The sequence below is a fragment of the Pseudoalteromonas sp. APC 3224 genome, assembly GCF_030407535.1.
In the GTDB taxonomy this organism is placed as follows: Bacteria; Pseudomonadota; Gammaproteobacteria; order Enterobacterales; family Alteromonadaceae; genus Pseudoalteromonas.
In genome coordinates, this window is the sequence record NZ_JASDDF010000032.1 from 1 (window position 1) to 13709 (window position 13709).

The window sequence follows — 13709 nt, forward strand, 5'->3', positions numbered from 1 at the left end:
TAAGCTTGGCTGTTAGAACTCAATCTGTACGAGTGCCCACACAGATGATTGCTTTATATTGTTAAAGAACGTTGCGACGTTGTCGCTAGGGATGCGTATAATACATCCTTTATTTTTCGAGTCAATACTTAATTTCAAACTTTCTTACGATGATTTAAACTCAAGTTTTATTTAACTCTCTGAGCAGTTCGTGCCTCGCTATGCGTTGGCGTTCCCCGTCTCAGTGGGGTCGCATTATAGGGAGAACAGATTTTTACGCAAGTACTTTTTTAAAGAAAAACTAAAAAAACACACTGTTCGGTTAGTAACTGAGCGAAAGCAGGTGAAACTGGTAGTTTTATAATCAATATAGGCTTTGCTGGCACTAAAATAAGCGCTACTGTTACACTAATACTCTTAATATGTTTAATTTAAAGGTGCATGTATGGCAATACGTTCTTATAAAGGAATCACTCCTGCGTTTAATGAATCTGTTTATGTAGACGAGTCGTCTGTATTAGTCGGTGATATCACTATAGGTGATGATAGCAGTGTATGGCCGTTAGTTGCTGCCCGCGGTGATGTTAACCATATTCGTATTGGTCAGCGTACTAATATACAAGATGGCAGCGTTTTACACTTATCAAGAGCAACAAAGAATAATCCAGACGGCTACCCACTTATTATTGGTGATGATGTAACCGTTGGTCATAAGGTAATGCTACATGGCTGCGTATTAGGTAATCGTATACTCGTGGGTATGGGCGCTATTATTATGGATAATGTGATTGTAGAAGATGAGGTTATTATTGGTGGCGGTGCTTTAGTACCCCCTAATAAGCGTTTAGAGTCTGGTTTTTTATATGTAGGTAGCCCAGCAAAACAAGCTCGCCCATTAACAGAGCAAGAGCTGAGCTTTTTAAAAGTGTCTGCTGATAATTACGTGCAGCTTAAAGATGAATACTTAGCTGAAGACGCTAGTTAATTTAACTAACTAAACTCACTTCTATTTGACCTGCCGAGTTATAGCATTCATCTTCGATAAGCTGCTCGGCACGTTCTTCATAATCAAAACGGTATTGCTCAAAATAACGCGTTGCATGACTCTCATCGGCTAAATTTAAACTACTGACAGCAATCACACACTCAACTAGCATGCCATTTACTTGTGCAAAAAAAACTAATTGATGAGTTGGCTCTCTAAATTCGAGTCGATCTATAAACTGTATTGCTTGATTCATTTAAGCACTCCCTGCTTTAGTGCAGTAATAACAGGAACAATCTCAGGCATTTTATTTCGCCATACATAATAAGCTTGGGCGGCTTGCCCTACTAGCATACCACTACCATCTAATAGCTTAGCTGCTTTATTGTGTTCGCTGACCCAATTCATGAATAGCGTATTTTGCGTGGCGTAAAACATATCATAAGCCATTTCACATGTGCTTAAGTGCTTTTCGCTTAACGCAGGTAATTCGTTATTCATGCTGCTCGAGGTTGAGTTAATAACTAAATGATAATCAGTAAAAGGAAGGTCGTCAAAACCATATCCCGAAACATTGCCATGCCCAGTAAAGAGCTTTGCCAATGTTTGGGCTTTGTGTACTGTGCGATTAACAATAACTATCTCTGCGGGATTTTGCTCTAGTAAAGGTAAGATCACTCCTCGAGCAGCGCCACCCGCACCAATGATCAACAGGCGTTTACCTGTTATCGTTATTTTATTGGTCAGTAAGTCGTTAACAAAACCAGTGCCATCAGTGTTATCACCGAGTAAACTGCCATCATCGCGCTTTTTAAGGGTGTTCACTGCGCCTGCCAGTTTAGCAACTGGGGTGAGTTCATCGGCTAAAGCAAAAGCCTGCTCTTTAAAAGGAACAGTGACATTGGCGCCTTTTCCCCCTTGCTCAAAAAAAGCAGCGACTGTTTTTTCAAATCCATCGATAGGTGCTAATATTGCGCGATAGTCGATTTGCTCTCCCAATGATTTTGCAAACTGCTGATGAATAATGGGAGATTTTGAATGTTTGATTGGATTTCCAAAAACCGCATATTTGTCCATTTTAAACAACCTCTTCGCAGTTTTAGTACTGCCTATTAACGATGATAAATTTATGATTAAAAGACTCTTTTCAAGATCAAAGCCGTCTACAACTACGCAAGCACCTACGCCAGATAAAACCCCGTATGAAATCATTGGTGGAGAAGCCCCCACGCGTGCAATTGCCAATAGATTCTACGATATAATGGCCAGTGATGAATACGCTAAACCGTTATATGATATGCATCCTCAACCATTAGACAGAATTCGCCAAGTATTTTTTGAGTTTTTATCCGGTTGGCTTGGTGGGCCTGACCTATTTGTAGAAAAACACGGCCACCCGATGCTGCGTAAACGTCATATGCCGTTCCCTATTGATCAAGACTTACGTGATCAGTGGATGTATTGCATGAATAAGACCTTAGATATAGAAATAGATAACCCTGTGTTACGCGAAGGCTTACGTCAGTCACTGGCTCAGCTTGCCAGCCATATGATTAACCAGCATTAACCTACCTCGTTCTTTAATTGGGGATTATTTGCGCTAAGTCAAAACCCGCTTTTCTAAAATATAGATAATACCCTATCAAATAATTAGAAAAGCGTGGCACGTGTGAAATCAATCCAACATAAAATTTATGCTTTATTAGCTCTAACTGGCGTTATTGTATTGATAGCCAGTATTTTTAGTAGTGCTAGCCAACAACGCACGCTCGCCCAGGATACGGTGGCAGAAAACATTAAGCTGCTTGCCGATAATTATTTTGATTCAATAAACACCATGATGCTAACCGGTACTATGGCTAATCGAGAATTATTGAGCCAAAAGTTACGCAAACATCCTAATATAGAAGATGCTCATATTATTCGCTCAGATATAGTTAATAATCTGTATGGTTCCGGAAATAAAAACCAAACAGCAAGTAATAACAACGAACTCGAAGCACTAAAGGGTAAAGAAAGCTTATTTATAGAGCAAAACACCGATAGCCGCAGTATGACCTACCTACGTCCTATGTATGCTAGCTCTGATTATAAAGGTACTAACTGTTTAGGCTGCCACCAAGCGCAAGAAGGCGATGTACTAGGCGTGGTAAAAATTAGTTATTCCTTAGCTGATATTGATAATGAGGTAACTTACAACACCTTAGTAACCACCAGCCTACTTTCTACTATTTTTATTATTGCCTTTGTGCTGCTAGGTATAGTGTTTAGAAAAATATTTATAGTGCGCCTTAAAAAGCTCGGCCATGCAATGCACTTAGCTACTACCAATAAAGATTTAACCTTACGCATTGAAGATAACGCCGAAGATGAACTCGGCTGGCTTGCCACCAGCTTTAACCAAATGATTGCTACGTTTAAAGATAACATTGCACAGGTATCTCACTCTTCAAAAGTGCTTATTCATTCAGCAGAGAAAATTTATACCTCGGCCGATACCACCGAACGCGCTATTTTAGAACAAAAGAAAAGTACCGACTCGGTAGCCGCAGCAATTAATGAACTAGAAAGCTCATCCAATGAAGTAAGAAACACCACCCATTTTGCTCAAGAAAAATCTGAGAACAGTAATGAACTAGCACAACAAAGCATGCAGGTTGCAGAGCAAACCGAACTCAGTATTAATCAATTAGCAGAAGATGTACGCCAAGCGGCAGATCAAGTAAGACAGCTGCAAGAGCAAACGCTTGAAGTGGGAAAAGTACTTGAGGTGATCAGCAGTATCGCCGAGCAAACAAATTTATTAGCGCTTAATGCTGCCATTGAAGCTGCCCGTGCAGGTGAAGCTGGCCGAGGCTTTGCCGTTGTTGCTGATGAAGTACGTACTTTAGCAACTCGAACTCATGCATCTACTGATGAAATACGTCGCACCATTGATAAGCTGCAGTCAGAAGCCGCGCAAACCGTTAAAACCATGGGGGAGTCCTGTGCAGAGGCAGACGAAAGAGCGCAACAAGTACAGCAAGTTGCACAAGCTTTAAAAGATATTTCAGGGCAAATGAATGAAATAAATGAGCTCAATATACAAATAGCCGATGCAACAGAGCAACAAAACCAAGCTGCTGAAGAAATAAATATAAGTGTTGTTGGTATTAGCGATAACGCCGAGCAATCATTAGTGGATGCCGATGAAAATCAAAAAGTCAGTGAAGAGTTACTCAACTTAGCTCGCTCGTTAGATGAGCAGGTACGCAGTTTTAAACTTAAGCGATAATTTTAAAAGCCAGTCAATAAGCCGTTTATTGACTGGCATATCATTCTTAGCCCAGTGCTAACCAATCTCGAGGCTTTAAGAAATCTTTATATAGTAATGCCTCTGCGCTGTCTTCGGCTGGGGTATAGTTATACTCCCAACGGGCTAAAGGTGGCATCGACATTAAAATAGATTCCGTACGGCCACCGCTTTGTAAACCAAACAATGTGCCACGGTCCCAGACTAAATTAAACTCAACATAACGACCACGGCGGTATAATTGGAAGTCGCGCTGCTGCTCGGTGTACTCATCGTTTTTACGACGTTCAATAATAGGAACGTAAGCATCTAAAAAGCCATTACCCACCGATTGCATAAATGCAAAGCTTTGCTCAAAACCTAACTCATTTAAATCGTCAAAAAATAAGCCGCCTACGCCGCGGGTTTCATCACGATGTTTTAAATAAAAGTATTCGTCACACCATTTTTTATATTTTGGATAAACATCATCGCCAAATGGCTGACACACATCGTGCGCAACTTGGTGCCAATGCACTACATCTTCAAGTACAGGGTAAAACGGGGTTAAATCAAAACCACCACCAAACCACCAAATCGGTTCTTCACCTTCTTTTTCGGCAATAAAAAAGCGTACATTGGCATGGCTTGTTGGTATATGTGGGTTTTTAGGGTGAATCACTAACGATACACCACACGCATGAAAACTACGTCCTGCAAGTTCAGGCCTATGTGCAGTGGCAGAGCCCGGCATAGAGGCACCAAATACATGAGAGTAATTAACTCCGCCTTGCTCAATCACATTACCATTGGTGATAACGCGAGTACGACCACCGCCGCCCTCTTCTCGCTGCCAGCTGTCTTCAACAAATTGTGCTTTCCCATCTGCTGCTTCTAAGCCTTGGCAAATGGTATCTTGCAAAGCCATAAAGTAGGCTTTTACTTGTTTTAATAATTCGCTTTGCATAGTTAACCTCTGAATATATTGCCTGTTGTGGCATCTTTAATGGTGCTTGGTTGTGTATTACCACCTAATGGTTCATCAACATAAAAACTAACCTGATCTGCAAACTGCTGCTGCGCCTCAACAATACTTGTTACCGTTGCTTGACCAGTTAAATTTGCACTTGTTGATACCAATGGTTTACCAAACTCTTGGCATAAACGTTTAACTGTAGGATGGTTAGTTACTCTCACTGCAATAGTATCAAATTGCCCTGTTAACCACTTCGGCGTGGTTTTAGCAGCAGGCATGACCCAGGTAATAGCACCAGGCCAACTTGAAAAAATATCAGCGCGTTTGTCCATGGGCAACTTAGCGTCATCCACGTACTTTAATAATTGCCCGTAATTGTCAGCAATTAAAATAAGCCCTTTTTCAACTGGGCGTTGTTTAATATCAAGTAAACGCTCCACCGCTTGTTGATTATCAGGATCGCAACCTAAGCCATAAACAGCTTCAGTTGGGTATAAAATAACATCGCCTTGTTCTAAGCTTGTTATTGCAGCAGATAAAGAAGAAAGGTCAGACAAAATTGTCTCCAGAGATATTTATGTTATTCAGTGGCAGCAAACTTATGCATACAGCTTTTTTGTGGGCATTGTAACACAACACCACTCGCGGCTTTTTTCTCAGTAACAACTGGCCAGTCACATACAGGACACGCTTGAGCTACAGGTTTATGATTAAGCGTATATTTACAGCTTGGGTAACAGTCGCAGGAATAGAATACTTTACCAAACTTATTACTGCGTGAAACTAAATGCCCTTTTTTACATTTAGGGCAACTAATCACAGGCTCTTCACTTGGCGTATCGTCATGCTCACTGGCAATATAATGACATTCAGGGTAACCGGTACAGCCAATAAACATACCGTAGCGGCCATTTTTCACCACCAGCGGCTTGCTACACTCTGGACACTCGCTGTCCTCAAGTACTTTTATTTCATTGCTATCATGATGTGCAAGCGGACGAATAAAATCGCACTTAGGGTAACTAGCGCAGCCTAAAAAAGGCCCAGATTTACTATTACGAATGACGAGTTCTGAACCACATTGCGGGCATATATCATATTCTTTTTCTAAGGCGTGTTTATTGGCCGAGAAAAGTGAATGATCGATTTTACTCATGTAAATCCTAGTGGTTGGTGAATTTTCGCCTAATATACCCAAAACCCTTAAAGATACAAGCTATGGCAGTCGGTTTGTTAACGCTGAAAATAATAAAACACCCAATAATGGTTAATGTAACACTTCGCTAGGCTCATCAAAAATAAGATCTTCCATTTGCTCATACGCCTGCTGAGAATCAGGGGCATTAAATAACACCATCAAAATTAACCATTTTAAATCTTCTAAAGTAATGGCTGAATTATCAAGCGCCGCCAAACGATCCATCACCATTTCACGAGTGGTGCTATTAATAACGCCGGTTTGTTCAACAAACATTAAAAAGCCACGGCATTCAGTATCAAGAACTCGGCACTCGCTATCGGTAAAGATTCGCACTGCATGCTGCTCAGTGGCTAATAAATAAGGCGACTCATTACTATATTGTAATGCGGCAAGTTGATCTAACCAGTCAATGGCTTTGTTTATTTCCGGCTTGTTAAACCCAGCGCGCAGTAGCTCATCAGTAAGCTTACTTTGCTCAACAAAAACATCGCTTTCGCTGTGAACATAGTTTTCAAATAAATACATAAGAATATCAAACATATTATCCTCCAGCGCTTAATTTAATATAGCCGTCTAATACTCGCTCAATTTGATCGTCTAACTCCAAATCAAGCAATCGCGCTTGTACTTTATCAATTGGCCACTGCACTCGACGCATAATATCGTCCACACTGGTCACCTCAAACCCAATACTATTAAGTACCTCGCAATCTGAGGTTACAGCATCAGTTAACTCTTTATAGTTTAGACCAGAAGGGTATGAAAAGTTCATCTCATCAAGGATATCTGCGACGTTCTCAACCAGCTTAGCACCTTGCTTAATTAAAAAGTGGCTAGCTTGTGCAAGCGGATTTTTAATTGAACCGGGTACCGCAAAAACTTCTTTATTTTGTTCAAGCGCGTAACGTACCGTAATTAATGAGCCGCTTTTAATTTCGGCTTCAACAATTAAAACGCCTAAAGAGAGCCCTGAAATAATACGATTGCGCCGTGGAAAGTTGTGCGCATTGGCAGCCGTACCAGGCAAAAACTCACTAACCAATAAGCCTGTTGCTAATACTTGCTCTGTGAGTAACTTATGGCGTTTGGGATAGTAAATATCAACGCCTGTCCCTAGCACTGCAATGGTTTTACCATTTCCTGCCAATGCCCCTTTATGGGCAGCGCCGTCAATGCCACGCGCCATACCAGAGGTTACTGTTATGCCAGCAAGCGTTAGCTGATGCGCAAACTCAGCAGCAATTTCAAGCCCCGTAGTCGTTGCGTTTCGGCTGCCAACAATGGCTATTTGCGGCGAAGCCAGCAAGCTGATATCCCCTTTACAAAAAAGTAATAGTGGCGCACTGGCTATTTGTTTTAGCTGTTCTGGGTAGGTGGTATCAAAAATACTAATAACAACAATGTTTTGTTGGCTGATCAACTGCTCATAATGTGCAACTTGCTGCCAGTTAGTGTTAAGTAAGTTGCTAGCTTGGTGAGCCGTTAAACCAATGTTTACTAGCTCAGCGTGTGATAAAGAAAACAGCGATGCTAAACTGTATTGTTGAGACAGGGCTAAGAGCGTTTTAATCCCTAGCCCTTTGCATAAGTAAAAGGCAAGCCAATGATTTAGCTTGCCACACGATTGTTCCATGTTCCCTCCTAGAACACCGACTCGCTACTTAATGAATAACTGCTAAATCTCCAATGCGAATTGGGTGCTGATTTTTAGTGATCAGCGCATAACTAACTTTGTCATACACTTTAAAAATAATCATTTCACCAACTTTTTCAGCTGGCATTTTCCACGTTATGCTGTCTTCATCAGTTTCTGAGCCGAATAATTCGCTAGTAGCCGATACCAATTTTTCTAAACGACTTGAATCTTCGGTATAGCGCGGACCTCGAGCACCATCAATTACTTTAGGTGATTGGCGTTCAATATCAAGTACATGGCCCACTTCAACTTGTTGCTCAGAGCCTAAGTTTAGCACCACCACATCCATCGTGCTAAATTCTCTCACTTCACGAGGAGATGCAATTACATGGCCCTGCAGCGGCTGGGTAGGACGATGCATATTAAAATACACTGGCAGCATCTGCCCTTCCATGGCGGGTAATAAAAAGTCACCTTGTTTAATTTCACGTTTTACTGATTCAACCCTGACTGAGGCAGGTTCGCCATTGGCGGCATCACCAGCTCTAAAGGCCCGGGCCATACCTACATAAGATGCTCTACTCGCTAGTTCTTCACCTGTTTTAGGATCGGTGTAAGGCGCTCCTTCATGGTAAATAGCATAAGCCTGATGGCGCTTTAAATTACCTTTAACATATAGAATATGATCAATAGTTTGAGTTTTAGTATTTTCGTTTGCACCTAAAATATAGGGTTTTTCTTTTACCAAATCGCTGTTTATCGCTTGTTCAAATGACAAATACGGTTTAATCAGCGCAAGCGGTAATGTAGTGATAGCGTCTTTCCCTTTAGGAGTAATACGCCCTATAGGTGATAGCTTTCTATACGCTTTATTAATTACTAAACGCGGATTACCGTCTGTATCGTAAATTAATGCTAACGCATCGCCCGGGTAAATAAGATGAGGATTGCCTATTTGCGGATTCATTTGCCATAACTCAGGCCACAGCCACGGCTCGTTTAAATATATCGCTGAGATATCCCAAAGCGTGTCACCTTTTTTTACAACGTACTGTTTAGGCGCGTCTTTTTTTATAGTTAGTACATCTGCTAGCACAGGAAAAGTAGCACTTAATGCAAGTATTATTGCAATGAATGGAGATTTCATTGAGCTTCCTCATAGTGTTTTTTCATTATTATTAATCAAAACCTGTTAAAGGGGAACGTGAATGGCTAAAATAAGAACATACGATACCCTAAATTTAAGCATAAGTGTAAAAGGTAACTATGGCTAGGTTAGAAGTTTTAAGATTTCCAGATGAACGTTTACGTACAATCGCAAAAGAAGTAACTGTTGTTGACGACCAAGTACGTGAAATCGTCAAAGATATGCTAGAAACTATGTACGACGAAAATGGTATTGGACTTGCTGCTACGCAAGTTGATATTCACCAACGTATTGTGGTGATCGATGTATCAGAAGAACGCGATGAACCACTGGTACTTATCAATCCACAAATTATCAAAAAAGATGGCTCTACCGTGAGTGAAGAAGGCTGTTTGTCAGTTCCTCATTCGTATGCAAAAGTTGACCGTGCAGAGACTGTTACCGTGGCTGCACTCAACGAAGAAGGTAAAGAGTTTGTTCTTGATGCCGACGAATTATTAGCGATTTGTATTCAGCATGAGCTTGATCACCTTCAAGGTAAATTATTTATTGATTATTTATCTCCATTAAAGCGCCAACGCATCCGTAAAAAGCTTGAAAAAGAAGCGAAGTTTGCAGCGCAATAATAAGCACCTTAGTAAATAATTAGGAAACTCAGTGACACAACCATTACGCATTATATTTGCCGGTACGCCGGACTTTGCTGCACGCCACCTGCAAGCACTCATCAATAGTGAACACCAAATTGTGGGCGTTTACAGTCAACCAGATCGTCCAGCGGGTCGCGGAAAAAAACTAAAAGCCAGTGAAGTAAAAGCGCTTGCACTAGAACATGAGCTACCTGTTTTTCAGCCGCAATCTCTCAAAACAGATGAGGCACTTGAAGAATTAAACAGCCTCAATGCCGATATCATGATTGTGGTTGCCTACGGTTTAATTTTACCTAAAGCCATTTTAGATGCCCCGCGTTTAGGGTGTTTAAATGTGCATGGCTCTATTTTACCGCGCTGGCGTGGTGCCGCGCCTATTCAACGTGCTATTTGGGCAGGCGATCAGCAAACCGGTGTAACGATAATGCAAATGGATGAAGGGCTAGATACCGGCGATATGCTGCATATTAGCCGCTGCCCTATTGATAATACTGAAACCAGTGCCAGCTTATACACTAAGCTTGCTGAACTCGGGCCTGATGCATTAATCGATACCATAAATCGTTTAGCCAACGGGGAAATAACGCCTGAACCACAAAACGATACCGATGCCAATTACGCTAAAAAACTCTCAAAAGACGAAGCCAACATTGATTGGTCTATGGATGCCGAGCAAATCGAGCGCAACATTCGTGCCTTTAACCCATGGCCAGTATGCTTTACCCAAATGAGTGGTAATACGGTAAAAATATACCAAGCAAATGTGGTTGAACAATCAGGCGCATCTGGCACTGTCTTAGCAAGTGATAAAAACGGTATCGTTGTGGCTTGTGGTAAACACGCTTTATCTATTGGCGAATTACAACCACAAGGCAAAAAGCCAATGGCAATTAATGATTTTTTAAACGGTCGTAGCGATTGGGTCACACCCGGCACTGTATTAGGCGAAAATAATGAGTAATGTAAGCAATGTCAGAGCGCTAGCCGCTGAAACTTTATATAACGTGGTTGATAAAGGAGCATCGCTTAATCAAGAACTTCCTTTCGCTAGCCAAGGCCTATCACCTAAAGATAAAGCTTTACTGCAGCAAATTTGCTACGGAGTATTACGTTACTTACCTAGCCTAGAAAATTATTGCCAGCATCTAGTCGAGCAACCGCTTAAAGGCAAACGTCGTATTTTCCAGTTTTTATTGTATGTGGGCATTTACCAACTACAACACATGCGTGTACCGCCGCATGCAGCAATTAGCGAAACGGTTAATGCGTTACAACAACTGCGTGCTCTTGGCTTAAAAGGGCTTATTAACGCCATTTTACGAAGCTTTCAGCGTCAGCAAGTTGAGCTTGAAGAAAAAGCCAAACAAATTCCGGTATGTTTATACAACCATCCAAACTGGTTTATAAAGCAAGTAAAAGAAGCCTATCCAGATCACTGGGAAGATATTCTAGAAGCAAACCAACAGCAAGCGCCAATGTGGCTGCGAGTGAATCAATCGCAGTTTAGCACCCAAGAATATAGCGAAATGCTAACCGCTAACGATATTGAACATACTTTAAACCCTGATTTTATTGATGGCATTAAACTAAGCAAACCACGCGATGTGTTTTCACTTCCTGAGTTTGATACCGGTGCTTGTTCAGTACAAGATGCGGCAGCGCAGCTTGCAGCTCGCTACCTAGACCCACAAAATGGTGATGCAATACTTGATGCCTGTGCAGCGCCTGGTGGTAAAACCTGCCATATTTTAGAGCTTGCCGATGCAGATGTGCTCGCGCTTGATAGCGATGCCACACGATTAGAACGTGTTAAACAAAACTTAGAACGAATTGGTTTGGGAGCCGACTTACAATGTGGTGATGCATCGCAACCTCACACTTGGTGGGATGAAGATCAGTTTGATCGTATTTTGTTAGATGTACCCTGCTCTGCAACGGGCGTAATTCGTCGTCATCCAGATATAAAATGGCTACGTCGCGCATCCGACATTAACGACTTATCGACCCTACAAGGCGATATACTCGATAGCATTTGGCCATTGTTAAAACCAGGTGGCACATTAGTGTATGCAACTTGCTCGGTACTTCCTCAAGAAAACCAACAACAAGTTGCTAAGTTTTTAGCTAATAACGACGATGTGGAGCATATTCCTCTGCACAGCGAAGACACAAAAACCACACCAGGCTTACAGCTTTTGCCAGGTGAAAGTGACGGTTTTTACTACGCTAAATTAGTTAAAAAAGCCTAGTATTGCAACGCAACACATTTAACTACCTCGCTTTGAGGTAGTTATTATTTTGATGTAATTAGTATTAATAATACGGGTACATAATGAAAATAATCATACTCGGTGCTGGACAAGTTGGCGGCACACTCGCAGAAAACTTAGTGGGTGAACAAAACGAAATAACCGTAGTTGATATCGACGGTAACCGCTTGCGTGAACTGCAAGATAAATACGATTTACAAGGTGTTGCAGGCCACGGCGCCCACCCTGACGTGTTGAGTCGCGCAGGAGCTGAAGATGCCGATATGATTATCGCCGTAACCAGCTCAGATGAAGTAAACATGGTGGCATGCCAAGTTGCTTACAGTATTTTTAATACGCCAACCAAAATTGCCCGCATTCGCTCTGAGCAATATTTAAAATACCGCGAAAAACTCTTTCATAATGATGATTTACCTGTCGATCATTACATAGCCCCAGAAGCACTCGTAACTAAATATATTCGCCGTTTGATAGATTACCCTGGTGCATTGCAGGTACTACAATTTGCCGACGGCATGCTCTCTTTAGTAGCTGTAAAAGCCTACTATGGCGGTTTATTGGTAGGCTATGCCCTATCTACACTTAAGCAACATATTCCTAATGTAGAAACCCGGGTAGCCGCTATTTACCGTCAAGGCAAGGCAATAAAACCGCAGGGTACTACCGTAATAGAAGCCGACGATGAAGTATTTTTTATTGCCGCCACCAAACATATTCGTGCGGTAATGAACGAGCTACAAAAACTGGAACGCTCGTACAAAAAAATTATGATAGCCGGTGGGGGTAACATTGGTGCTGGCCTTGCTCGCTCACTAGAAAGAAACCACAGCGTTAAATTATTAGAACGCAGTAAAGAGCGCGCAGAGCAACTCTCTGAAATGCTAGACAACACCGTGGTATTTTGTGGTGATGCGTCCGATCAAGAGCTGCTCTCAGAAGAACACATTGAACAAGTTGATGTTTTTATTGCCGTTACTAACGATGATGAAGTGAATATTATGTCGGCCATGCTCGCAAAACGCATGGGGGCACAAAAAACCATGGTGCTTATTCAACGAGGTGCTTACGTTGATTTAGTACAGGGCGGCGAAATAGATATTGCTATTTCACCACAACAAGCGACTATTTCTGCGTTACTTACGCACGTGCGCCGAGGCGACATTGTAAACGTGTATTCACTGCGTAAAGGGGCTGCAGAAGCCATAGAGGCAGTTGCCCATGGTGATGAAAACACATCTAAAGTAGTGGGTCGCGCGATTGCAGATATTAAATTGCCAGCAGGTACCACAATAGGTGCAATTGTACGTAATGACGATGTACTAATTGCCCACGACGACACGATAATTCTATCAGGCGATCATGTAATTATGTTCTTAATTGATAAGAAACACATTAACGTGGTTGAAAAGTTATTCCAAGTTAGCGCAATCTTTTTATAAGTAACCCCTCCTTTTTATTCACAACGTGCTTGTAAGTAAAAAGGAGAATGCTCAAATCTAAATGAAAATCATTATCAAAAGCATTTACTAATAAAGAAAAATCCATTAGTCTCTTCTTGCTCGATTATCAAGCAGCGACATCTACTGATGTGAAA

The 13709-nt window shown here is 41.6% G+C and carries 15 protein-coding genes; 7 read left to right on the forward strand and 8 right to left on the reverse strand.

Annotated elements, in window-relative coordinates; genetic code table 11:
* Positions 1–424: 424 nt before the first annotated feature.
* Positions 425–964 carry a gamma carbonic anhydrase family protein gene (locus QL989_RS14600; protein WP_010392775.1) on the forward strand — a complete coding sequence of 180 codons (540 nt, stop codon included), beginning with the start codon at positions 425–427 and terminating at the stop codon, positions 962–964.
* Between the two features lies 1 nt (position 965).
* Here QL989_RS14600 and QL989_RS14605 read toward each other — a convergent pair whose 3' ends face one another.
* Both QL989_RS14605 and aroE read right to left on the reverse strand, forming a co-directional pair.
* The gene (locus QL989_RS14605; protein WP_008467093.1) at positions 966–1220 is read right to left on the reverse strand and encodes a DUF1488 domain-containing protein; all 255 of its coding nucleotides are present in this window, start codon (positions 1218–1220) and stop codon (positions 966–968) included.
* Positions 1217–2041, reverse strand: a complete 825-nt coding sequence (gene aroE, locus QL989_RS14610; RefSeq protein ID WP_010392772.1) for a shikimate dehydrogenase — start codon at positions 2039–2041, stop codon at positions 1217–1219. The genes QL989_RS14605 and aroE overlap by 4 nt, the downstream gene beginning before the upstream one ends.
* 52 nt (positions 2042–2093) lie before the next feature.
* Between aroE and QL989_RS14615 the strand changes: the two genes are divergently transcribed.
* Complete coding sequence (locus QL989_RS14615) at positions 2094–2531, forward strand: group II truncated hemoglobin (RefSeq protein WP_010392770.1); 438 nt, start codon at positions 2094–2096, stop codon at positions 2529–2531.
* 102 nt (positions 2532–2633) lie between these two features.
* Entirely contained in the window at positions 2634–4238 is a 1605-nt protein-coding gene (locus tag QL989_RS14620; RefSeq protein ID WP_290170922.1) for a methyl-accepting chemotaxis protein, read from the forward strand.
* Between the two features lie 46 nt (positions 4239–4284).
* Here the strand turns inward: QL989_RS14620 and hemF are convergent, their stop codons facing one another.
* From hemF to QL989_RS14650, 6 genes are all read right to left on the reverse strand, one after another.
* On the reverse strand, positions 4285–5202 hold the full coding sequence (hemF, locus tag QL989_RS14625) for an oxygen-dependent coproporphyrinogen oxidase (protein ID WP_010392766.1): 918 nt from the start codon (positions 5200–5202) through the stop codon (positions 4285–4287).
* 2 nt (positions 5203–5204) lie between these two features.
* Positions 5205–5768, reverse strand: coding sequence for an L-threonylcarbamoyladenylate synthase (locus tag QL989_RS14630; RefSeq protein WP_138571419.1), 564 nt, complete (start codon positions 5766–5768; stop codon positions 5205–5207).
* A gap of 23 nt (positions 5769–5791) precedes the next feature.
* Positions 5792–6367, reverse strand: coding sequence for a topoisomerase DNA-binding C4 zinc finger domain-containing protein (locus QL989_RS14635; RefSeq protein ID WP_178954461.1), 576 nt, complete (start codon positions 6365–6367; stop codon positions 5792–5794).
* 111 nt (positions 6368–6478) lie between these two features.
* On the reverse strand, positions 6479–6952 hold the full coding sequence (locus QL989_RS14640) for a DUF494 family protein (protein ID WP_010392756.1): 474 nt from the start codon (positions 6950–6952) through the stop codon (positions 6479–6481).
* A gap of 1 nt (position 6953) precedes the next feature.
* The gene (gene dprA / locus QL989_RS14645) at positions 6954–8045 is read right to left on the reverse strand and encodes a DNA-processing protein DprA (protein WP_290170924.1); all 1092 of its coding nucleotides are present in this window, start codon (positions 8043–8045) and stop codon (positions 6954–6956) included.
* 28 nt (positions 8046–8073) lie between these two features.
* The gene (locus QL989_RS14650; RefSeq protein WP_138609094.1) at positions 8074–9195 is read right to left on the reverse strand and encodes a LysM domain-containing protein; all 1122 of its coding nucleotides are present in this window, start codon (positions 9193–9195) and stop codon (positions 8074–8076) included.
* A gap of 119 nt (positions 9196–9314) precedes the next feature.
* Between QL989_RS14650 and def the strand changes: the two genes are divergently transcribed.
* From def to trkA, 4 genes are all read left to right on the forward strand, one after another.
* Positions 9315–9821, forward strand: coding sequence for a peptide deformylase (def, locus tag QL989_RS14655; RefSeq protein WP_138609096.1), 507 nt, complete (start codon positions 9315–9317; stop codon positions 9819–9821).
* A 31-nt stretch (positions 9822–9852) separates the two neighbouring features.
* Positions 9853–10806, forward strand: coding sequence for a methionyl-tRNA formyltransferase (gene fmt, locus QL989_RS14660; RefSeq protein WP_178954457.1), 954 nt, complete (start codon positions 9853–9855; stop codon positions 10804–10806).
* Positions 10799–12094 (forward strand): 16S rRNA (cytosine(967)-C(5))-methyltransferase RsmB, encoded by a 1296-nt coding sequence (gene rsmB, locus QL989_RS14665; protein ID WP_075169469.1) that lies wholly within the window; start codon positions 10799–10801, stop codon positions 12092–12094. Before fmt ends, rsmB begins: the two co-directional genes overlap by 8 nt.
* An 83-nt stretch (positions 12095–12177) precedes the next feature.
* The gene (gene trkA, locus QL989_RS14670) at positions 12178–13554 is read left to right on the forward strand and encodes a Trk system potassium transporter TrkA (RefSeq protein WP_054202928.1); all 1377 of its coding nucleotides are present in this window, start codon (positions 12178–12180) and stop codon (positions 13552–13554) included.
* The last annotated feature ends 155 nt before the right edge of the window (positions 13555–13709 follow it).